This window comes from Streptomyces sp. NPDC001750 (assembly GCF_042892615.1).
GTDB lineage: Bacteria > Actinomycetota > Actinomycetes > Streptomycetales > Streptomycetaceae > Streptomyces.
This window is the reverse complement of sequence record NZ_JBIAUE010000011.1, coordinates 123102-145481: the sequence shown is the minus strand read 5'-3', so window position 1 is coordinate 145481 and position 22380 is coordinate 123102. Positions and strand designations below refer to the sequence as shown.

15 protein-coding genes and 1 pseudogene are annotated in these 22380 nt (G+C 70.6%); 8 read left to right on the top strand and 8 right to left on the bottom strand.

The features are described from left to right. Positions 1-819: 819 nt before the first annotated feature. Genes ACFYY6_RS19075 through ACFYY6_RS19065 form a run of 3 tightly spaced genes read left to right on the top strand, consistent with a single transcriptional unit; the run spans position 820 to position 6511 of the window. Positions 820-5142 carry a hypothetical protein gene (locus ACFYY6_RS19075; RefSeq protein ID WP_389194278.1) on the top strand — a complete coding sequence of 1441 codons (4323 nt, stop codon included), beginning with the start codon at positions 820-822 and terminating at the stop codon, positions 5140-5142. Continuing rightward, positions 5143-6060 (top strand): hypothetical protein, encoded by a 918-nt coding sequence (locus ACFYY6_RS19070; protein ID WP_389194276.1) that lies wholly within the window; start codon positions 5143-5145, stop codon positions 6058-6060. It begins immediately after the preceding gene. A gap of 1 nt (position 6061) precedes the next feature. Further along, positions 6062-6511 (top strand): hypothetical protein, encoded by a 450-nt coding sequence (locus ACFYY6_RS19065; RefSeq protein WP_389194273.1) that lies wholly within the window; start codon positions 6062-6064, stop codon positions 6509-6511. Between the two features lie 299 nt (positions 6512-6810). Here the strand turns inward: ACFYY6_RS19065 and ACFYY6_RS19060 are convergent, their stop codons facing one another. The 3 genes from ACFYY6_RS19060 to ACFYY6_RS19050 form a co-directional block, all read right to left on the bottom strand. Then, complete coding sequence (locus tag ACFYY6_RS19060) at positions 6811-8448, bottom strand: alpha/beta hydrolase (protein ID WP_351521839.1); 1638 nt, start codon at positions 8446-8448, stop codon at positions 6811-6813. A gap of 294 nt (positions 8449-8742) precedes the next feature. Continuing rightward, positions 8743-9306: a DUF6985 domain-containing protein gene (locus tag ACFYY6_RS19055; RefSeq protein ID WP_389194270.1), complete on the bottom strand. Its 564-nt coding sequence runs from the start codon at positions 9304-9306 to the stop codon at positions 8743-8745. A gap of 70 nt (positions 9307-9376) precedes the next feature. Continuing rightward, positions 9377-9919 (bottom strand): GNAT family protein, encoded by a 543-nt coding sequence (locus ACFYY6_RS19050; RefSeq protein ID WP_351521842.1) that lies wholly within the window; start codon positions 9917-9919, stop codon positions 9377-9379. 719 nt (positions 9920-10638) lie between these two features. Between ACFYY6_RS19050 and ACFYY6_RS19045 the strand changes: the two genes are divergently transcribed. After that, entirely contained in the window at positions 10639-11613 is a 975-nt protein-coding gene (locus ACFYY6_RS19045) for a LuxR C-terminal-related transcriptional regulator (protein ID WP_351521844.1), read from the top strand. Between the two features lie 331 nt (positions 11614-11944). On the opposite strand, the gene ACFYY6_RS19040 is transcribed toward ACFYY6_RS19045, so the two are convergent. From ACFYY6_RS19040 to ACFYY6_RS19030, 3 genes and pseudogenes are all read right to left on the bottom strand, one after another. Then, positions 11945-13165, bottom strand: a complete 1221-nt coding sequence (locus tag ACFYY6_RS19040) for a hypothetical protein (RefSeq protein ID WP_351521845.1) — start codon at positions 13163-13165, stop codon at positions 11945-11947. 386 nt (positions 13166-13551) lie between these two features. Next, positions 13552-13786, bottom strand: a pseudogene (locus ACFYY6_RS19035) (NUDIX domain-containing protein); the annotation flags it as partial. Between the two features lie 65 nt (positions 13787-13851). After that, positions 13852-14721, bottom strand: coding sequence for an endonuclease/exonuclease/phosphatase family protein (locus tag ACFYY6_RS19030; protein ID WP_351624532.1), 870 nt, complete (start codon positions 14719-14721; stop codon positions 13852-13854). Between the two features lie 402 nt (positions 14722-15123). Between ACFYY6_RS19030 and ACFYY6_RS19025 the strand changes: the two genes are divergently transcribed. The 4 genes from ACFYY6_RS19025 (at position 15124) to ACFYY6_RS19010 (ending at position 18488) form a co-directional block, all read left to right on the top strand. After that, positions 15124-15630 (top strand): hypothetical protein, encoded by a 507-nt coding sequence (locus ACFYY6_RS19025; RefSeq protein WP_351521847.1) that lies wholly within the window; start codon positions 15124-15126, stop codon positions 15628-15630. Positions 15631-16133: 503 nt separating this feature from the next. After that, a complete protein-coding gene (locus ACFYY6_RS19020) occupies positions 16134-16697 on the top strand; it encodes a sigma-70 family RNA polymerase sigma factor (protein WP_351624421.1) in 564 nt (187 codons plus the stop codon). Beyond that, positions 16694-17842 carry a CU044_5270 family protein gene (locus tag ACFYY6_RS19015; protein ID WP_351521850.1) on the top strand — a complete coding sequence of 383 codons (1149 nt, stop codon included), beginning with the start codon at positions 16694-16696 and terminating at the stop codon, positions 17840-17842. The genes ACFYY6_RS19020 and ACFYY6_RS19015 overlap by 4 nt, the downstream gene beginning before the upstream one ends. A 208-nt stretch (positions 17843-18050) precedes the next feature. Beyond that, entirely contained in the window at positions 18051-18488 is a 438-nt protein-coding gene (locus ACFYY6_RS19010) for a hypothetical protein (protein WP_351521851.1), read from the top strand. Positions 18489-18921: 433 nt separating this feature from the next. Here the strand turns inward: ACFYY6_RS19010 and ACFYY6_RS19005 are convergent, their stop codons facing one another. Both ACFYY6_RS19005 and ACFYY6_RS19000 read right to left on the bottom strand, forming a co-directional pair. Continuing rightward, positions 18922-20346, bottom strand: coding sequence for a rhamnulokinase family protein (locus ACFYY6_RS19005; protein WP_386607804.1), 1425 nt, complete (start codon positions 20344-20346; stop codon positions 18922-18924). Continuing rightward, on the bottom strand, positions 20343-22379 hold the full coding sequence (locus ACFYY6_RS19000; protein WP_389194265.1) for a bifunctional aldolase/short-chain dehydrogenase: 2037 nt from the start codon (positions 22377-22379) through the stop codon (positions 20343-20345). Before ACFYY6_RS19000 ends, ACFYY6_RS19005 begins: the two co-directional genes overlap by 4 nt. Position 22380: the final 1 nt, after the last annotated feature.

Sequence of the window (22380 nt, the reverse complement as noted above, 5' to 3'; positions counted from 1 at the left end):
TTCGCGGTGGTGTCCCGCACCCGTCGGCCACCATCGCGGACTCGCTCCGCCTTCAGGAGCGTGAGACCTTTCCGGGCACCTTTCCGGGCACCCTGCGGAGGTGTGCCTCCCGGCCGATCCGTTCGCCGACCTGTTCGCCGCGACCGCTGACGACGCCGGCACCGGCTCTCGTCCCGTTGCCCGTCCGGCTCGGTGAGTCGGCGGTCCTTCCACACGCCCCGGCACACGCGGCCTGTGGTTCGCACACGCGGCTCTCCGTCGACGACGCCCGGAAGGGCGGCAAGGGCAGCCGGGATTGCCCGTGATGCTGCCTCGACGGCTCTCTCGTGGGCGCGCTGCCCGATGGAGGCTCGGACGCGACGTCCGAACCACCGGTGAAGGGCCACCGCCGTGCACGCTCGTGACAGCGCGCCCGAGAACGACGAGGCCAGGACCCCGGAGCAACAGGTGGAGCGGGGCGGGGAGCGGCGGACTCCGCAGCCCGCGGGGCGTGGCGGCCGTACGCTCGACGCTCGATCCGTTCAGCGGTTGCAGCGCGGGGCGGGCAATGCCGCCGTGTCACGGCTGCTGGCTGCGCAGCGTCCGTCGCGGCCACCGGTACGCCAGGGGCCGGCGGGCCCGCAGGGCCTCGGGGGCCCGGGGAATCAGGCGCCGGGTGGCCCCCCTGCTCAAGGGCTTGCGTACGGCGGGTCGGCGCCGGACCGGCAGGGAGCCGTTCCCGCGGCCGCGCCCGGCGCCTCCCCGGGGGTGGGCGATTTCGGCTCGGAGGAGGGGGCGGCCCACGCCTCCGAAGCGCGCCCCGCCGCCCCTCGTGCCGTCATGAGGCCGCCGACCGACGAGAAGGCGGCGCGGCCGGACCGGCCGCGGACGGCCGAGGAGCCCGTCCTGCCCGCACGGCTCCCGGACGGTGGTGCCGCGGCCGCCTCGGCCACCGCGGACGCGCGCAAGGGCGAACTGGAGTCGGCCCGTAAGGGGAAGCGGCCGGGCTCGTCGCTGCTGAAGGAACGTCGCGCGGCGGACACGAAGGCCACGGAGAGGGGCCGGGGACGGCGGGAGGTGTCGGGGCCGGACCCGGAAGGCGTACCGACGCCCGGCAGATCCCAAGGACAGCAGCAGGAAGGGCAGTCGGGGCAGGACCCCGGCAGGCCGGACAGGGGTGGCCAGGAAGGCGGAGACGGCGACGGGGGCGGGTTCGGCTTCGTGGAGCTGGACGTGGAGCCGCTGCTGCCACCGCTGTGGGGACAGTCACCGCAGGAGCACGAGGCGGAGGTACAGGACTACAAGCAGGGGCTGGCGCGGGACCGGAGGGCCGGGAAGGAGAAGGTTGCCGCGTTCGTCGGCGGTCGCCGGGCGAAATCGGGCCAGCTGGCGGCGCTCGGCCCCCAGCTGACCGGGCAGGTCAACGGTGCCAGAGCGACGGCGCTGGCGGACATCAGGTCCGCCGAGACCTCCGGTGCGGAGGCGGTGCGGGCGGCCGTGCGCGGTGCCAGGGCGAGCGTGCAGGCGCAGGCGCGGGCAGCCCGTGGCCAGGTGGAGGCCCGTCACGCGGCGACGGTCGCGGCGATGGGGACAGCGGCCTCGGGCGCGCGGACCGCGATGGACGGCGGAGCCCGTACGGCGGACCAGGCCGTCACCGGCAAGCAGAACGACCAGCTGTCGGCGCTCGGAGACCTCTACGCCCGTACGGAACAACGGATCCGGGACGCCGCCACGCACGCCGGGGACCTGGCGGTCGGCGAGGCCAGGAAACGGGCCGAGCAGTACCGCGCCAAGATGATCCACCGGGACGACAATTTCTGGGACGGTCCGCTGACCGACAACCGCTGCAAGGCAAGGGCGGATGCCGCCAAGGCGGTCGGCGACGGGTACAAGGAGCAACTGCCCAAGGCCGCGGACGAGCCCATCGGCGACATACGAAAAGGCCGGCCGGACGCCGAGAACACGGTCCGCAAGATCTCCGACGACGTCCGCAAGAGTCTGGACTCGGTGCTGAAGCAATGTCAGCAGGGCCTGGCCGATGCGCACCGACAGTCGGCCGGGAGTGCCGACGACGCCAGGGCGGGTGCGCTCCAGGCGATCGGCCGGGCGGCGAGTTCCGCCGAGGCGGGTCTGGCCCGGTTGGAGACGTCGCAACTGGCGGCGATCCGTGCGCAGGCGGCGCAGCAGCGGCAGGCCGCCGAACGCCAGGCCGCCGGTGTCAACGCCGCGATCGGCCAGAGCCTGGCCGCGGCGCGGGCAGGGCTGGACCGGAGCCTGCGGGAGTTCGTACGGATCCTCGGCACGGACGAGGCGCCCGATCCCGACCAGCTCGAGGAGGTGTTACGGGACACCGGCGACCGGTTCGACGAGCGGCTGGAGGCGACGGCCGACGGGCTGCGGGCGCGGGCCGCGCAGGCCGGGCGGTCGCTGGCGGCGCTGGGGGAGCGTACGGCGTCGGGGATTTCGCAGACCTCCTCCGCCGCGGCGCGGTCCGCGCAGCAGACCGCGACATCCACCGGGCAGACGCTGACCACCACCGCCACGCGGACGGCGAGTGGGCTGCGGCAGGTCCAGCAGTACTTCGCCGAGACCGCCAGGACCATGCGGAGCGGTCACGAGGACGCCAACAAGCAGGTACTGCAGGGGCTCGACAAGGCGTACACCGAACTCTCCGGCAAGTTCAAGGAGGGGGCGGACGGGCAGGTCGAGGCCGTCGCGGAAGGCCTGGAAAAGGCGGCCACGGGGGCGGGGAAGGACGAGATCCACCCGAAGATCACCGAGGAGGCGGACAAGGCAGCCGCCAAGGTCAAGCCGCGCTGGGTGTCCGTCCTCGTCGTCGTCCTGGTCATCGTCGTCGTCATCGCGCTGACGCTGGTGCTCGGGCCCTTGATCATCGGGCCGATCGGGGCGCTGGCCGGGGCGATGGGGGCGAGCGCCGCCGCCGCGGGGGTGATCGGAACGGTCGTCGGCGGAGCCATCGTGGGGGCGGTGGCGGGGGCCGTGGGCCAAGTGGTGAGCAACGTCTGTTACGGCCTGCCGCCGCTGGAGGGGGTCGGGAAGGCGGCCCTCTTCGGGGCGATCGGCGGGGCGATCGGCGGCGGAGTGTCGGCGGCCGTCGCCAGGACCGCACTGAGTACGGGGGTCCGCGTCGGTATCGAGATGACGGTCGAGGCGGGGGTCGAGGTCGGCCTCGGCGCAGCGGACGCCGCCATCACCGGCCGGAGCTACACCTTGCAGGACGCGCTGATCGGCGTGGCCACGTCGGTGGCGGTCACCGGTGTGATGGCCCATCCGCGCGTGCACGCCATGACCGAACGGGTCTCCACGAGCGTGACGGCCGGCCTGGGAAAGCTCGGCATCAAAGTCCCCGAGCTCCCCACGGATGTCAAAACCCCCGACGCGCCCGACGCCCCTGACGTCAACGTCCCCAAGGCGCCCGACGTCGACGTGCCCGACGCCCCGGCCGGGCCCAGGCCGGACGGCTCGGGCCCGGCACCCGGCGGCACCCCCGGAGCCAAGCCCGATGTCGACGGTCCCGGTCCCAGGCCCGGCGGTGACGCCGGCGGCAGCCCGCAGCCGGGCCGCGGCCCCGACGGTGCCACCTCCTGGGGCGGCTCCAGCCTCGACCCCACCGGGGGCAAGGGCAGCGCGGACGGCCCCGTGCGCCCTCGCGACCAGGCCGACATCGAAGCGGAACTCCGCAGCGTGCTCGGCCCGTTGGGCGACCGGGTCGACGTCAGGATCGACCCCGAACTCCCCGGCCGCACCGTCCGCGTCCACTACGACATCGATGACAACGGCCTGATCAGCAACGTGCGCATGGCTGTCGGCCCCTCCGCCACCCCCACCGACATCCGCCTCCACGCCCCCACCGCCCGCACGATGATGCGCTACGGCGGCCTCTCCGGCCGCGTGCGCCAACTCCTGCGCCAGGTGACCGAATGGGTCGGCATCCACGGCTCCCCGCCCGTCGGCTCGATGGCCTGGGAGGCCCGCCTCGAACTCCGCAAGCTCCCCGCCGTCATCGCCGACCGCGCCCGCACCTATGCCGATGCCGACCCCGCCGCCCGCGCCGAACTCGAAGCCGAACTGAGCTTCCTCGTCCAGCAGGTCAACACCCACGCCAACACCCTCAAGGAATGGAATCTGGACCCCGGGCGAGGCTATGTCGCCGCGGACAGCGAGGGGCTGAAGGCAGCAAGGAACCTGGGCTACACCGAAGCGGACCTGCCGGACGGTCATGTCTGGCGCCAGCCCAAGGACAGACCGCTGGAGCTCGTCCAGAACGATCCCTCGACGAAGAAGCACTGGTTCATCCCGCCCACCGACGAGAATCCGCTCGGCAGCATCGTCGACCAGAAGCCGGAGACCGCCGCCAACCCCAAGCCGCGATTCGATGCCGACCCGTCCATCACGCGGGAGGAGGCGTTCGACAAGCTGGGCGGCAATGATGAGAGCAAGCCGTTGGGAAAGTTCATCAAGGTACTCAAGGACAATGGAGTCATCGGCTCGGAGGCCGATTTCATCGCGAAGATGCCGGACCCGGCGGGTCGCCTCTACGACGACGTGCGGCATGTCGCGAAAATAGACTTCGCGAAACAGCTGGCCGAAAAGGTCGGAAGTCACGCCGATCTTCTGCGTATCAGCAAGGAGCTGCACGGGTCCGACCGCGGACCCCTGGGTGAGGCCTGGTACGAGAAGAATCACGCGCCCGACGGAAACTCCCAGGTCGTGATCCCCAAGGACGCCGTCGACGGTGTCACCCTGGAAAAGCCTCGACGGCTCGACCTCGTCGAGGACGACACCATCGTGGAGATCAAGAACATCTCCAAGTACGACAAGGAAATAGAAGGTCAGCTCAATGACCTGATCAAGATACCCGGGAAAGACATATCGGTGGGTGGAGAAAGGCGGCCGATCAATCTCGTACGGGTGGCTTTCCTGGATCCGCAGGGAGTGCACAGCAACGCATCCTGGCTCTTCAAGTTCCTCAAGGCCAACGGAGAAGCGGATCTCGAACTCCAAGTGTTCAACACCCGCGGGGATCCCAGAGTGCTCACCCCGGAGGACTGGAGTTCCTTGGACTTCAGTACTGCGGCGGGGCGTGACTTCAAGGCATGGTTGGACGGCACGACGGCCGAGGCAACGGGAGGCGGACAGTAGATGCTGGGACGGATCACGGTGGCGCTGGAGACCCCGGACGCGACCGCGGCGGCTCACGCCCTGTGGGAGCACCGGCTGTGGGGAGACGCACGGGCACCGCGTGAGGTCGACGTCGACTCCCGCGGCGCACGCCCCTCGCCGGACTGGATCGAGCGCTTCGCGGGCACGGGGGACACCGTCGCCGCGTACTTCGACGAGGCCGCCGAGCACCGCCTCGTCATGCGCGCCGACGGATACGTCGACGCCGCCTTCGACTTCGAGGGCGGCCCGGCCGAGGTGGTCGGGCTGCTGAGCGAGCTGCCCTTCCGCGTCGCGTCGTTCAAGACGCTCCATGCGCAATGGCGTACTCGTGGCCCGCTGTTCTACCGGGCACCCAGTTTCGGCGGACATCACCTCCGGCACGGCTGGGCCTGTGCCTTCCAGGGCTCCGGGCACCGCTTTCTGGTCTCCCGCCGCTGGCTGGACCAGGACTGCTGGCGGCTGCACCACGGACCGAACGACACCACCCTCGTGCAGTTCCACGATCTGGACCTCGATGCGTCGACCGCACTCCAGCAGGCGAAACCGGCACACCTGCGTATGGGCATCACGGACGAGGGGGGGTACCTGCAGGAGCCGTACGTCTACGACAAGGACATCCGTGGCTTCTACGACGCGGAACGCCGGGTGCTGGAAGTCGTCGTCCTCGGGCGGACCGTGTCGCCGGTCGAGATGCGCGACGCCTGCGCGGTGCGACGTGATCAGGCGCTCGGTCCTGACCAACCGGTCGACAACGTGGCCTTCGTCTTCATGGACCCCGACGAGGCACGCGCCCATCTGCCCCGGCTCTGGCCGTACGAGTTGGAGTGCTGGACCATCGTCGACGAGGTCAAGACCCGACTGGACACCGAAGAGCCGCCCGAAGGAGTGAGTGCCTGAGATGAGTTCCGACACGGATGGTGCGGAGACGGCGGATCGCTTTCTGAAGTCGTTGCGCGCGCTGATGGTCGCATCCGCGGCCCAGGGGAGTGACGCCCGGCACGTACGGGAGGAGGCGCTCGCCGCCATCGGTGAGTGGTCGGGCACGGCCGGTGCGGCGGGAGGGAATGTCGAGGTCTCGCACATCCTGCGGGGGATCACCGCCGGGGACCGGGAACTGCTCGGGAACGCCCTGCGGGTGATCGAAGCGTGGGTGCGGGAGCCGGGGGAGGAGAGCGGGAAGCGGGTGGACGATGTGATCGCGCGGGTGCGGCGGGAGTTGGGTCCGTTGATTGCGCGGGACCGGGAGGCGGAGGAGGCGGCGGAGCGGGAACGGCTGGGGAACGAGATACGGGGGGCCATTTCCCGGCGGCTCCGGAAGGCCGGGGCCGTGCGGTCGGATGATGAGTAGCTGACGGCTCGCCTCCCGGAACTCATGGGACGGTGGTCGCGGAGGGCGGTGGCCAGGGCGAGTCCGTCCGCGAGGCTCGTTCCGCGGGTTCCACGCCCGCCACGGGGCGACTCCTCGACGGGGAGCAGGCACCTGTGGCCGGCTGTCGGACGGCCCAAGACCGCTCGACTCGGGCGGCTGCCACGTCCACGCCGTCGTCGGCGCCCGGTCGCGCCGGCGACGCGCGATGGGGGCGGGACCCCAGGGAGGTCCCGCCCCGTCTTCACCGGGTCATGCGGCGACGAGCCGTGCGACCGGGCTCAGAAACGGTCCGGGGCACGCTCCGGGAGCGGAGACCCGGGGAGCGCGTCCCGCTTCTGGTTCTTCCGGCCCTCCGCGTTCGAGTCGGCGGTCGCCTCGCAGGTCACGTCCTTCGCCGGGAGCTTGCCGTTGAGCAGGTAGCCGGTGACCGTACCGTCCGTGCACGCGTTGCCGTTCGGGTAGACGCCATGGCCCTCGCCACCGAGGACGGTGACCATTTTCGAGCCCTTCAGGGTGGCGTGCAGGGCCTGACCGCTGGGCAGCGGGGTCTGCGAGTCCCACTCGTTCTGGACGACCAGGGAGCCGACCTTGTTGTTCACCCTGGTCGCCGGTTCCACGGACTTGTCCCAGAACGCACAGGGCTTGATGCTGGACGCGAAGTCACCGAAGAGCGGGTAGCGGCCCTTGTCCTCGATGGCGTCCTGCCGGTAGCTCTCGGGATCGCGGGACCACGCGGCCGAGTTGTCGCCGCACACCACGGCCCAGAAGCTCGCCGTCATGTTGTCGGACGGCACCTCGGCGGCATCGGCGGCGGCGCCCGCGGTTCCGGCCTGCTCGGATCCGGTGAACGCCGCGAGCTTCTTCGCGGAGGCGGGCCGGCCGGCCGCGGCCTTCTTCAGCTCCACGACCGCCTCGGTGGCGTACTCCGGGCTGAAGACCGCCCCCCGCATACCGCTGCGGATGTCATCACCGGTGGTCGGCTGCCCGTCCACCTCGATGGGCTCCTCGTCGGCCTGCGCGACCAGGTCCCAGAAGGTCCGGTCGACCTCCTTCGGGGTGTCACCGAGGCCGTACTTCTCCGAACGCGCGGCGGCCCACTCGGTCCACCGGTCGAACGCGGGCTCGGCGCCTTCCGCCCACCACTGGATCATCCCTCGCCAGGCGCGCGCCGGATCGACCGCGCTGTCCAGCACGAACCGGTCGGCCCGGCCCGGGAAGAGCTGGGTGTAGACGGCGCCCAGGTAGGTGCCGTACGAGTAGCCCACGTACGAGATCTTCTTCTCACCGAGGATCGCCCGGAGCAGATCCATGTCGCGCGCGGTGTTGCGCGTGGTGATGTGAGGGAGCGTGTCGCCCGCCTTCTCCCTGCACTTGTCCGCGACCTCGCGCGCCCAGGCGACGTCCTTGTCGAACAGCTCCTTCTTGTACGGCCGCAGCCAGTTCTCCTCCTCCGGCTCCAGATCGCAGGAGACCGGGCTGCTCCGTCCCACACCGCGCGGGTCGAAGCCGATGAGGTCGTACTTCTGCTGTGCCGATTCGGGGAGGCTCTCCCGCATCCCCAGCGGCATGTAGAGCCCCTGTCCCCCCGGGCCGCCAGGGTTGGAGAACAGGACACCGTGCCGCTTGTCGGGCGCGGTGCTCCTGATCCGGGATATGGCTAAGTCGATCCGCTTGCCGCCGGGAACCCGGTAATCCAGTGGGACCTTGATCGTGGCGCACTCGAACTCCGCCGGAGCGTCGGCTTCGCACCGCTTCCACCGCGGCTTCTGCTTCACATACTGGTCCAGCGCGCCCGTGGCCGCGGACGATGAGGCGGTCGACGGAGTGGCGGCCGTGGCCGTCGAGGTGGCGAGCACGGGAGCCAGCGTGGCCGTGACACTCACGGCCAACAGCGGCGCGAGACGTCGTCTGCGCACGATATCGATCCTTCCGGTCGTATGTTCGGACAGGAAAGATCCTTCAGGAACCGGCCACGCATGCGGATCCCCCGCCGGGCTGCACCTCCCCTCCACCCTGGGAATGACACAACAGCCTTGGTTGGTACTCGAGTTGTAGGGGACGGACCGCCTTCGGCGACGTGGCGGACAGCGCCGCCCGTCGAGAACGAACCTGGGATTCGCCGCCTGCCCCCCGGGCCCGGTCCGCCACCCCGAGCCCATCGCCAGGGGCGGCGGACCGGGGGCGGGCGGCGCGCTGGGTCGGCGGCCGCATCAGAGTGCCGGCGGGCCCGGCGACTCGTCCGTCACGGCTCGGCGGCGGTGGTAGACGACGTCCGCGAGCTCGTCACGGCCGTAGGCGGACGCATTGCTCAGGTGCCCGTCGAACGGGCCGACCTTCGTCACCGTGCGGCCGCCGCGAAAGACGATCTGGAGACCGTGCTCCCGCTCCCAGGCACAGGACGACCCGATCGAGAGGCAAACCTGCCGATCGCCGGACCAGTCCCGTTCGATCGTCACCTCCCAGCCGAACTCGACGTGGTCCCATACGTCGTCGGGTCCGTCGATGGCCACGACGCGATCGATGCCGACCCCGGCCAGTCTTGACCGGACGTCCTGGTAGTAGGCGAAGACGGATGGCGCCGCAGCGCGCAACGTCGAGGCGTCGAGGGCGAGGAACGCGTCGATCGCGGTGTGGAAGTCCTCCTGCGCGTCATCGTCGTCGTAACCGACCACGATGAACTGGCACTCCGCGTCGCCCAGTACCGGCACGGTGACCGGGTCGCTCACATAGGAATCGTCATCGTCCTCGACGATCCCGAGACCGGGTATCTCCATGGAGGTCACACTATGGGCCGACCCGTAATCCCTGACGGGCGCCCGGCGACAACCGCGGCACCTCGCCGCCCTAGCCCTTCGAGTCCGGCTTCCAGTCCTGGACGAGGAGCCCGAGCAGCACCTCGTCCAGGAACTCGCCCATCACCCAGGCCGAGGAGCGCAGCACGCCCTCGCGGACGAAGCCGTTGCGCTCGGCGGAGCGCAGCATCGCGGCGTTGTCCGACAGCGTCTCGATCTGCAGCCGCTGCAGGCCGCGCACGACGAAACCGTAGTGGCACAGCACTGCGACCACGTCGGTGCCGTAGCCCTTGCCGCGGGAGGACGGCAGCAGCCCCACTCCGATGTGCGCGGACCGGTTGTGGTTGTCGATGCCCCACAGCGTCGCGGCACCGACCAGCGTGCCGCCGTCCAGCTCCACCACGGAGAACGGGACCTGCCGCTGGTCCTTGTCGTCCACCACGAGCCGCGGGTCCGTCGAGCCAGGCGTGATCGGCCGCCACGGCTGGCCTTCGGACCGCGAGGAGTTGACCACGTCGTCGTAGAGCTCGGCCCGCAGGATCGGGATGTCGTCGTCGTGCCGGGCCCTGAGCCCGATCTTGCTGCCCTTCAGCATGCAAGCTTCCTATCCGACCGGACCGGTCGGCGGCAAACCGATTAGGAGGTCGGCATCCCTCGGGCACCGCAACAAGCAGCGCCGCGCTGGGCCTTGGCCTGACGGGGCCGGAGTGATCCCTGACGGCCTGCCCGGGCTCGCCGCGGCCGGCGGTGACCACCCTCGCTCGTCATCGAACTCACCCTGGATGAGGCGCCGGTACTGTCGGGCCGGCTGGAGCGGGTGCGGCGTCGAACACGCGGGCCAGTGCCCGCAGGACCGGGCCCCGGGTGCCGAAAGGGGAGCAGTGCCCCGGCTTCAGCGACCCGACGAAGGGCCCGGGCGGCCCGGGGCGGTATGGACCTCAAGTGATCACGCTTCGTACCGCCCAGATCGACCCCGCCCGCGAAGGTGCGAGGAGCGCCGTCCCTGATCGATGCCTCAGCGGTCTTCGCCCACCTGCGGCCGGGCGTCCAGGAACGGGCCGGCGCGCACGGGCCGCCGCCCCGGGAGCCGATCCGAAGACGGTCACGGACACCGAAGCCGAGAACGCAGAAGAAGCAGAAAGCAGAAAGCAGGAACTGCGCAAGCGGCGCAGGCGGCTCCAGGGCACCGGCCGACGTCGCCGACCGGTCTGCGTGATCATGCCGGTGCTAGGGTGACGATCTTTAGCGGAATGGAAGCCACCGGATATGTGGGGTCGGTGGTGGTGCCGTGTGGCGCCGCCGGGTTGGGGGGACATGCACACGCTGCGCCCGTTGCAGGATCTCGGTCTCTCCGCGACAGCGGAGGCCGCCTACCTCGCGCTCGTGGAACGGGGTCCGCAGACCCTGGCCGAGCTCACCGACCGGCCGACGCTGGCCGGGTCACCGCTCGACGGCCTCAAGGACGCCGTCGCCGAACTCGGCGACATCGGCCTGGTGTCCCGTACGGACGGGAGGCTGATCGCCCAGCCGCCCCGCGCGGCGCTGGAGGCGGTAGCCGAGCGGCGCGCGCGCCAGGCCCGGATCGCCTACGAGAGCGCCACAGCCCTGTCGCAGTACTGGCTCGACCACACCGCCGGAGTGACCTACGTCGAGGTCGTCGACACCTCCGAGCGGCGCGGGGAGATCCAGTCGCGGGTGCACAACGGGGCCGTGTCCCAGGTGCGCGCGCTGTCGATAGGGCCGGTGGGCGGGGGCGACCGGATGCCGGAGGTCGGCCCCGGCACACTGGACGCGCTGGACCGCGGGATCGCCTACCGGGTGGTGTACAGCGCCAACATCCTGCAGGACCCCAAGGCGCTGGAAGTGGCGCACGAGTGCGTTGCCCGGGGGGAACAGGCCCGGGTCTTCCCCGATGTCGCGCTGAACGTGCTGGTCTGCGACGACCGTTTCGCCGTGGTGTCCGTCGCCGCCCCGAACCGTACGGGACACCACAGTGTCGTCGTGCGGCCGTCGGGGCTCCTGGACGGACTGATCGGCGTCTTCGAGTCGTACTGGCAGATCGCCGTTCCGCTCCCACCGGTCGGTGAGGCGGTCAAGAGCGAGGCGACCCCCGAGGGGCGGCGGCTCCTGAGCTACCTCAGCACCGGACTGACCGACGAGTCGATCGCCAGAGAGCTCGGGGTGAGCGAGCGCACCGTCGCCCGGCGCATCGCCCGACTCCAGGAGATGCTCGGTGCCAAGACCCGGTTCCAGCTCGGCGTCCAGGCCAGCCGTCGCGGCTGGCTGTGACCCCGGTCCGCGGCCGGCTCGTGGCACGGGAGCGTGGGCGCGCGGGGCGGGCCGGTGCGTGATCCGGCCCGCCCCGCGCGGGTCCTCAGCCGCTCAGGCGTTCATCGCCCCGCGGTGTGGTGGTGATCCTTACGACCTCGCCCACGATTGGCGGTGGGAGAAGGAGCGGTGTCTGGGGCCTTCGAATCCAAGGCGGAGGAGGGAGTCGGATGGGGTCTCCCCTGCTCGAAAGCAGCTGAGAGCTCGGGGAAGGAGCGTCGGCGACTGACGACAACGCCGGAGGCGGAGGTCCCAGACGCTGCGACGCCGCTGACAATCGTGGGCGAGGTCGTTACTTGCTGTCCGGCTTGACCAGGTCGGGCAGCTTGGCCTCGAAGAGCTTGTCGAACGCGAGGGCGGGCAGGATGTGGCCCTGGTTCGGCGCCTCGTTGGCCACGCCCGCCGCCCAAGTCGCCGAGTTGAGCCGCTGGTCGGGCGTGCCGTGGTGGCCGGAGCTGGTGAAGCTGCAGTCGCCGACCTGGTAGAACGACTTCTCGGACTTGAGGACGCGGGCGGCGTTCAGCGACTCGCCGCGGGCGTGGGTCAGGTAGTACGTGCCGAACGCGTCCGCCATGAGCTCGGTGCGGCGGGTGGCCTCCGGGCCGGTCAGATCGCTCTCGAAGAGGTTCTTCTGGTACTGGACGTGGTGACCGAACTCGTGGCCCAGGATGCCGCGCGGCGCGACGTCGCCCAGGCTCACCGCGTTCATGCCCTGCAGGATGCCGTCACCCATGATGATCCGGTCCGTGATGCCGAGCGGCTCCGGATCGTCCTTCTCGCTGTAGGCGAAGGCGTTGAAGCTGAAGATCGGGTTGGCGCCGCCCTGGAGGACCGGCTCCGAGTCGACCAGCTCGATGAGCATGCCGGCCAGGCCGAGGTTCCCCTCGGGCGTGCCTCCGTACAGCACGGAGAGCGTGCGGGCGAGCCGGTCCGGGCTGGCGAAGACGTCCGCGCCGTGCATGGGGATCAGCTCGATGCGCGCCGAGTCGATGTCCCAGAAGCGCTTGAGGTTCTTCATCTCGGAGTTGAGCTGCTGGGTGTACTCACCCTTGACGCCGAACGTGTTCGACGACGACTCCTTGCCGTAGATCAGCGCGTCGTAGGTGGGCATGTCGAAGCCGCCGAAGAGCGAAAGGATGAAGATGGTCCACGGGTCTTGGGCGCCATCGAGGAGGGAGTTGGCGTACTTCGAAAGATCGGTCGTCTGGCACTGGTAGTCGCCGGGGTTGATCGCGCTGTCGCGGATCTGCTGCCACTCCTCGCCCTTCAGGCCGTACTTGGCCTTGGCCGCGTGGAGGCGGGCCTCCCAGTCGGCGGGCAGCTCGGCCAGGATCCGGTCGACGATGGCCTGATGCTGCGGGTCCATGGAGGAGGTGTCGATGGAGGACTGCAGCGACCGGCTCGCCGCAGTCGTGAGGCCGGTCGCGTCAGCGGCGTGCGCGGGAAGCGCCACGCCAAGGCCACAGGTCGCGGCGATCGCCAGGCTCGCTGCCACAGACAGGGTCTTCTTCACGAGGTCTCCTTTCGAGGGTGCCCCGGTGGGGCATCCAAGGGCGACGCCCAGTCTGTAAGGCCAACTACCGACTCCAGAACGGTCGTTCACTGTCTGAAACCGGCATGTCTGGAACCTGACATCCTCGTGGATCCGGTCACGCGTCCGCTGCCGACGGCCCGCTCCACGCGCTTCCGACCGCTTCGACCGCCCTGCCCTCGTCCGCGATGTGCGGGGGCGGCGGCCAGGCGGCGGCGGGCAAACCGCGGTCGGCAGGATTCGGGGACGAAGCCGGGACGAACTTTCCGGCCGCCCGCTTCGCCGGCTGGTCCTTCCAGGACGGCGCTCCTCGACCGGCAGCGGCTTGAGCCGGCCGGAACCGACGGGCTCACCTGTCGGGTTGGTCGTGTTCGGCGCGCGTCACTGGTGGTTCGAGGTTTGTCCTCCACCGCAATCCGCCTCACCACCGTTGCTGTCAGCAGGCCGGTTTCCTCGGCGACCTCCCGAAGAGCCGCGTCTGACCCCTCCCGCGGGGACCTGGGTTCCTGCCTCCGGTATGCCTACGTGGTCGAACACCAGTAGTTCGGGGGCGGCACGATGCCGGATCACGTACGCGGCGACACGGATTCTGGGTTGAGGCATCCCGGCATTCTCCGTCATGAACGCCGATCGTGGTCCTCGGGGCTGTCGGCATCGAGATCATTCCTTCAGCCCGGTGCGACCCGAGCGATGACCGGCAGGTGGTCGCTGTCCGTGGGCGACAAGGTGCGGATCTGACGGACCGTCGCTGAGCGGGCCATGACCTGGTCGATACGCGCCATGGGGAAGGCGGCGGGGAAGCTGAAGGCGAAACCTCGCTCCGCTGTGTTCATCCGTGAGGTCAGCGGGGCCAGCCCACGGTCTTCGACGGTGCCGTTGAGATCGCCGAGCAGGAGGACCGTCTCCAGCTTCTCGGCGGCGATGGCCCCGCCCAGCAGACCGGCGCTCTCGTCCCGCCGGGAGGACGCGAGACCGCTCGCGCGGACCCGGACCGAGGGCAGGTGCGCGACGTACGCCGCGATGTCGCCGTGCGGGGTGTGGACCACGGTCCGCAGCCCGCGACTCCACGTCTCCGTGATCCCCTGGGGTTTGATGTCCACCAGCCGGGTACCGGTCAGCGGATGCTTCGACCAGAGTCCGACGGTGCCCCGGACCGCGTGGTACGGGTAGTTCGGGGCGAGGGTCCGCGCGTACACCGCCAGCGCCGGGGGCACCAGCTCCTCCAACCCGATGAGATCGGGCCCGGCGCCGGCCAGGGCGCGTGCCGTGCCCGCCGGGTCGGTGTTCTCGTCGCTGACGTTGTGCTGCACCACGACCAGGTCGTGCGGGCCGGGAGCCGCCGCGGGCAGCAGCAGCCCGCCGAAGAGGTGCGTCCAGGCAACCGTCGGCAACAGCAGTGCCACCAGCGTGGTCGCTGAACGGCGCAGCAGGGCCAGGACGAGCAGCACCACGACCACCAGGCCGAGCCACGGAAGGAATGCCTCCAGCAGACTGCCCAGGTGGCCCACGGAGTTGGGCACCGCCCGGTGGAAGGCCATGAGCCCGGCCGTCAGCACCGCGAACACCGCGGGTACCCGCCCCCGTCTCCGGGCCGACCGGCACCCTGGATCCCGCTTCGTACTCCCACCCGCGGCCCGCGGCCCGGACCGGCATCGTGTCCACCGGGCCACTGCTCCCTGCTGCTCCACCATGGCGTCCCATCCGCTCGACCTCGCTGTTCAAGACGAGGCATGAGGGAAATCAGTTTCGGCAGCCCCGCTCCCGCCGCGCCGGAAGCCGCAAGGGGGAGGTGTCTTCGGAGCGCCGCACGGCAGGCGGCACGTCGACGACACGGCTCAGTGCAGCATCGGGCAACGCTCGCTGTGTCAGCGGGGAGGGGGAGGGGAGGGCTATCCTCTGCCGGTCGATCGCGTTCCATCAGCAGGAGGTCTGAGAGCCTGATGACTGTGTCGTCCCATGACCCGATGCTGGAGCTGCTCTCGGCCGACGGCCCGGATCCGGACCATGCCGAGGCGATGATGCTCTACGGCAGGCTGGTCGGAACCTGGAACATCAGCAACCGATACCGGTACCCCGACGGGCAGTGGCGTACCGCAGCGGGTGAGTGGCGTTTCGGCTGGGCCTTGGGCGGCCGGGTGGTGCAGGACGTGCTCTTCTGCCCGGAGTTCCACGGTCGGTATCCCGGCACCACCATCCGCATGTACGACATCACGACCGGGTTGTGGCAGATCACGTGGATCTCACCGAAGCTTCCGTCGTACTTTTCCCAGATCGGCCGGCCTGACGGCGCTGGCGGGATGATCCAGGAGGGTACCGACTCCGAGGGCGGTCGCTCGCGGTGGACGTTCACCGACGTCACGGCGACCTCGTTCCGCTGGCAAGGGTTCAGTGCCGCCCCCGACGGCGAGTTCGAGTTGTTCCAGGAGATGCACGCGACACGCGGGTAGCGCAGTATCCGCGACGGCGCCGGCCACCGCAGCATCTTCGACCTCCACCTCGCCGCCAAGTCCGCACCCACCTCCGCCAGTGCCGCCCGGCTCGTCGCAGCCGCTGCTCGCCGTACCACCGGCGGACCGGGTGTGCGAGGAATGCGGAGCCCGCCCCATCAGCCCTGCAGCATGTGGGGCGACACCTGCCGCACCCCGTGTCCCAGACCTGCGTGCATGTCGAGCGGCTCCCGCCGCCCAGCGCCGGGTCGCCGAGGACCGCGCCCACGTCCAGCGCCGGATCGCCGAGCGCACGGACGAGAACCTCGCCCGTCCTCCACGTCACCTGCACCCCCGCGGCATCCCACTTCCGGCCGCCGCGCCCTGCGCGGCACCGTTGCCGACCCTGATGTGACGTACGCCTCGTTCCACGGGCGTGTTCTCCGGCATGCCGCTGTAACGATCGCCCCGTTCGGCCCACTACTCAACGACAGAGCACACCAGGAGGGACAGGAGGTGCGGCAGTGCCCGACAACGACGCGGATCGTTTCACCGCCATCTATGACGGCTGTCGGCAACGCGTGTGGGCCTACGTGGTCAGCCGTGCGGGACGGCAGGTCGCCGACGAGGTGGTGAACGAGACGTTCACCGTGGCCTGGCGCAAGCTGGACGACGTCCCCGAGCCGCCGCTGCCATGGCTGCTCGGAGTCGCCCGCAACATCCTGCGGGACAGTATCCGGGCGGAGGCCAGGCGCGCGTCGTTCGCCGCCGAACTGCGCTCCTGGACGGAACCCGTCGAGGCGGACATCGCCGAGGAGGTGTCCGAGCGAAGCGCGCTGCTCAAGGCGCTGGCCACGCTGCCGGAGGACGATCGGGAACTACTGATCCTCTCCGGGTGGCAGGGCCTGACCCCGGCCCAGGCGGCCGCGGTGGTCGGCTGCTCACCCATCACCCTGCGGGTCCGTCTGCACCGGGCGCGCAAACGTCTCACCCAGGCCGCTTCCGCCCACCCGCCCACGGAGGAGGCCGCAGACATGCCGCGCGTGTCCACCCGAGTCCGGATCGCCGTAGGAAAGGAAGCCCGGTGAAGAACGACATCCTGCACCGCCTGACAGCCGTCCGCCCCGCCCACCTCGACACCGACCGCCCCACGCCGACGCCGGTCCGGGAAGAGGAGCTCGCAACGGTCATGAGCCGTCCGCGGGCGACGCGCACGGCTCGCGCCACCGCCCGGCCGCGGAGGGTGGGCCGCCCTCTCGTCTCGGGTCTCGCCCTGGCCACGGCGACGGCGGTGGCGGCCGTGGTGATCACCGACACCGCGCCGGAGAAGCCAGGACCCGCGCCCTCCGCGGCATCGGGCTCCGGCAGCCGGGTCCTTCTCGCTGCCGCCTCCCACGTCAGTCGGCAACCGGCGGGCTCCGGCACGTACTGGTACGTGGAGGAACACTTCGGTTCCCTCCACAAGGTCTCCGGCAAGAACTACACCGTCGCCACCCGCATGGAGCAGCGGTACTGGACGGCCGCAGCCAAGAACAAGCAGTGGTCGCAGCTCCTGGACCTGGGGGCACGTCCGGCCACGAAGGCCGACGAGGCGGCGTGGAAGGCGGACGGTTCCCCCACGTCGTGGAACGTGGAGGGTGGTGAGACCTTCACCTACGCCGGCAAGGGCGAGATCCAGCACGACGCCCCCGGCGGAGACGGGGACATCGTCCCGATGGGCGACCTCCCCCTCCGCCTGCTGGCCACGCTCCCCACCGATGAAAAGGCCCTCCGCAAGCGCCTGTTCGCCCTCGTCGACAAGGACTACAACGCCCCTGAGAAAATCCTCGACGGGATCGTCGTCGACACGGCCATCCGACTCGCCACGACCCTCCCGTCCACCCCGGCCCTGCGCGCCGCCGCCTACCGCCTCCTCGCCGCCGAACCCGGCGTGCGCTCCCTCGGCGACATCAAGGACCACACCGGCCGCACCGGCTACGCCGTCGGCCTCCCCAGTCCCCACGGACCTGTCGAACTCCGCCTGATCTTCGACAAGTCCACGGGCATGCCGCTCGGCACCGAGACGGTCGCCACCCGGAGCGGTGACGGCGTGAGCAAGGGCGAGCTGCAGAGCTACACGACGATCACCTCGATGAAGTGGACCGAAAAAGCGCCACCGTTCGACACCGACACCGAGGACCCGGGCCCGAGTTCCGTTCGGGGCGAGGAGCCGGACCCCAAACCGGCCCGCTGAGGCCGTTCTCGCCTTTTGAAGGTGTGTGTGATCAAATTGATCAACACGCCATATTTTAGGGCTAGTTCGGCCCGTGACTGGAGATTTTGCTGTGAACAGGCGAGTGTGGAGAACTATTTTGCTGCCGACAGTGGCATGTCTGCTGCTGACCGGCTGCGGGGGAGAGGACACTACGGGTACGTTCCCCGCCGGGGCCGGAGAGGGGCCCTTGGACGGAGACGTTGCTGCCGACGCCCCGAAGCCTCCCCAAAGTCCGGAGGAGTCCTACCGGGCCTTCGTCCGGGGGCTGTACGCGGGAGACGGCGCGGCTGTGTGCCGGCTGGCCGATTCCGCTCCCTCGGCGCAAGGCGAGCTCCTGCGATCGTTCTACAGGGCACTTGACCTGAGATCTGAGGGCAGATCACCGCTCTGCGAAGATGCCGTCGCCTACTACGTGCAGGAGAAGAAGCTCACTCCGATTCCGGAAGGCAAGGACATCCCGATCTACGGGAAGGTGCAGCACATCGACGGCAAGGCCAAGCTGGACCCCTGCTATAAGAGGCCCGACGGAGAATACGACAGGAACGTGGGCCGCTTCGAGTGGACGAAGGAGCCGACCGGCTGGGTCATCGACTGGATGTCATTCACGACCGGCTGCGGCGGTTGAGCCGGTCCCGTCGTGGTCCGAGGAGCACTGTCGCGTCGGGCGGCTTCGAGTACGCGCTCCTTCGGCAACCCCGGCGGATGGTTCGACCACGTTCGCGAGACCACCGAAGCCCTGGTCCGGGCACCGAGGGAGTCGTCGTTGCGCCCCCGGACCCGCGGTGTGCCACGCGGCTCGCTGCGGCGGGGGCCGGATGGGTGTGGTGCGGGTGATCAGGTGTTGTTCGGTGCGGGGTGCGTGTCCGGTGCGGGGGCGGGAGCGGGGCACACAGGGGCGCCCCGCTCCCGCCCCCGCGAACCGGATGTTCCGGGCGGCCGGCGTGAAGTGGTACGACGGGCGCCCCGCGCGCACCCGCGAAGCCGGACCTGAGCACACCGGGCGAGGCCCGGGCACACCGTGCGTCGGGCCAGGCCGTCGGCGCGGAGGCGCCCCCGGATCAGCCGGCCCGACGCGGGCGCGGAGTGAAGACGACCGGGGCGTGGGTCCGGGCCACCAGGTCACGGAGGTCCTCGAGCGTGCCGGTGAGGGCGCCCGCCGTCCGCGCCTGCACCAGCACGTTGCCGAGCGCGGTGGCCTCGACGGGACCGGCCAGCACCTTGCGGCCCGACCGGTCGGCCAGACGTTGGCACAGCAGCACGTTGAGCGAGCCACCGCCGACGACATGGATCCGGTCGATCCGCTCACCGGACAGCTCCTGGGTGCGCTCGACGGCGTCGGTGAACGCCTGCGCGAGACTCTCCAGGACAGCACGGACCAGGGACGGCCGGTCCGTGGGCGCCGGCAGCCCGCGCTCGTCGTACCACTGCGCGATGCGCCCCGGCAGGTCGCCGGGGGCAAGGAACCGCGGGTCCTGGACGTCGAACAGCTCGACATCCCCGGGGAGCCGGGCGGCCGCGGCCAGCAGATCGGTGAGCGACACCGGTTCGCCGTCCCGCGCCCACCAGCGCATGCTCTCGCTGAGCAGCCACAGACCCATGACGTTGGTGAGGAAGCGGATCCGGCCGTCCACACCGCCCTCGTTGGTGAAGTTCGCCGCGCGCGCGGCCTCGGTGAGCACCGGCTCGGCGAGCTCCGCGCCGACCAGTCCCCAGGTGCCGCAGGAGATGTACGCCGCGCCGGGCCCGGTCATCGGCACACCCACCACGGCCGAGGCCGTGTCATGGGAGCCCACCGTCGTGACCGGCAGCTCGGGCAGGTCGAGCGCGCGGGCGAGGTCACCCCTCAGCGCGCCGATCCTCGTGCCCGGGTCGACGAGTTCGCCGAGCACCCGCTGCGGCAGCCCGAGCCGGCCGGCCAGCTCGCGGTCCCACTCCCCGGTGCGGACATCGAGCAGCCCGGTGGTGGACGCGTTGGTCCGCTCGGTCGCCTCCGTATCGGTCAGCCATCGGCCGAGCAGGTCCGGCACCAGCAGCATGCGGTCGGCGAGTTCGGCCCACGGGTCGGCGGCCAGCTGGTACACCGTGTTGAACGGCAGGAACTGCAGGCCGTTGCGGGCGAACAACTCGGCGTGCGGCAGCGCCGCGTGCACCCGCTCGACACCCGCCGCCCCGCGGACCTCGTCGCGGTAGTGGAACGGAACACCGAGCAGCCGGCCGTCCCGGAACAGGCCGTAGTCCACCGCCCAGGAGTCGATGGCGACACCGGCCAGGGGGCCGCCGGTCCGATGCGCCCGCTGGAGGCCGGCCAGCGCCTGGCGGTACAGCTCCAGCAGATTCCAGTGCAGCCCGTCGGGGGTGCGCACCGGATCGTTGGGGAACCGGTGCACCTCATCGAGGCGGAGCAGGCCGGGGCCCGCCTCGGCGGCGATCACCCGTCCGGAGGTCGCGCCGAGGTCGACCGCCGCGACCCGCACCGAGGTCATCGGAGGAAGCCCGCTGCCACGCCCGCGTCGACGGGCACGTGCAGACCGGTGGTGTGGGTCATGTCCGGACCGCAGAGCACGAAGACCGCGTTGGCGACGTGCTCCGGCAGGACCTCCCGCTTGAGCAGCGTGCGCTGGGCGTAGAACTTGCCCAGGTCCTGCTCCTCCACGCCGTACACCGCCGCCCGCTTGGCGCCCCAGCCCCCGGCGAAGATGCCGGAGCCCTGGACCACGCCGTCGGGGTTGACGCCGTTGACCCGGACGCCGTGCTGCCCGAGCTCGGCCGCCAGCAGCCGGACCTGGTGCGCCTGGTCGGCCTTGGCCGCGGAGTAGGCGATGTTGTTCGGCCCGGCGAAGACCGAGTTCTTCGAGGAGATGTAGACGATGTCTCCGCCCATCCCCTGGTCGATCAGCACCTTCGCGGCCGCCTTCGAGACCAGGAACGAGCCCTTGGCCATCACGTCGTGCTGAAGGTCCCAGTCCCGCTCGGTGGTTTCCAGCAGCGACTTCGACAGCGACAGACCCGCGTTGTTCACGACCAGATCGAGGCCGCCGAAGGCGAGTACCGCCGCGTCGGTCATCGCCCGCACGGCCGCCTCGTCGGAGACGTCCGCGGCCACCCCGACGGCGACGTCCGGGCCGCCGATTTCCGCGGCGGCGGCCTCGGCCTTCGCCAGGTCGAGGTCGGCGATCACCACGCAGGCGCCCTCGGCGGCGAGTCGCTTCGCGGTCGCCCTGCCGATGCCGGAGGCGGCGCCGGTGACCAGCGCGATCCTGGTGGCGAGCGGCTTGGGCTCCGGCATGCGCCGGAGCTTCGCCTCCTCCAGCGCCCAGTACTCGATGCGGAACTTCTCGGACTCGTCGATGGGGGAGTACGTCGACAGGCCCTCGGCACCGCGCATGACGTTGATCGCGTTCACATAGAACTCGCCGGCCACCCGGGCGGTCTGCTTGTCCTTGCCGAAGCTGAACATGCCGACGCCCGGTACGAGCACGATCAGCGGGTCCGCGCCGCGGATCGCGGGCGAGTCCTCGGTGGCGTGCCGCTCGTAGTAGGACTGGTAGTCCGCGCGGTAGGCGACATGCAGTTCCCTGAGCCGTGCGATCGACTCCTCCACCGAGGCGGTCGTCGGCAGGTCGAGGACCAGTGGCTCGACCTTGGTACGCAGGAAGTGGTCGGGGCAGCTGGTGCCCAGCTTCGCCAGTCGCGGGTGCTCCGCGTGGGCCAAAAAGTCGAGGACCACGTCGGAGTCGGTGAAGTGGCCGATCATCGGCCGGTCCTGCGAGGCGATTCCCCGGATGGTCGGGGCGAGCGCCGCGGCCTTCGCCCGGCGCTCCTCGTCCGGCAGGGCGCCGTACCCGTCCAGTGGCGGCCCGAAGGGCTCGGGCCGGCCGTGCTCGGCGATGTACGCGGCCGCGGTGTCGATGATCCACAGCGAGTTGCGCTCGGACTCCTCCGAACTGTCGCCCCAGGCGGTGATGCCGTGGCCACCGAGCACCACCCCGATCGCCTGCGGGTTGTCCCGCCGGACCCGGGCGATGTCGAGACCGAGTTGGAATCCGGGGCGACGCCAGGGCACCCAGACGACCCGGTCGCCGAAGATCTTCTCGGTGAGCTCCTCGCCGTCGGCGGCGGTGGCGATCGCGATGCCGGAGTCGGGGTGCAGGTGGTCGATGTGCGCCGCGTCGACGAGGCCGTGCATGGCGGTGTCGATCGACGGGGCAGCACCCCCCTTGCCGTGCAGGCAGTAGTCGAACGCGGCGACCATCTCGTCCTCGCGCTCGACACCGGGGTAGACGCCGACGAGTGCGCGCATCCGGTCCAGGCGCAGCACCGCCAGCCCGGATCCGGTCAGTGTGCCGAGGTCGCCGCCGGACCCCTTCACCCACAGCAGCTCGACCGGCTCGCCGGTCACGGGATCGTTCTCGGTGCCCTTGGCGGAGGTGTTGCCGCCGGCGTAATTGGTGTTCCTCGGGTCGCTGCCGAGCCGGTTCGAGCGGCTGATCAGCGCCTCGACGACGGTGTTGTTCACG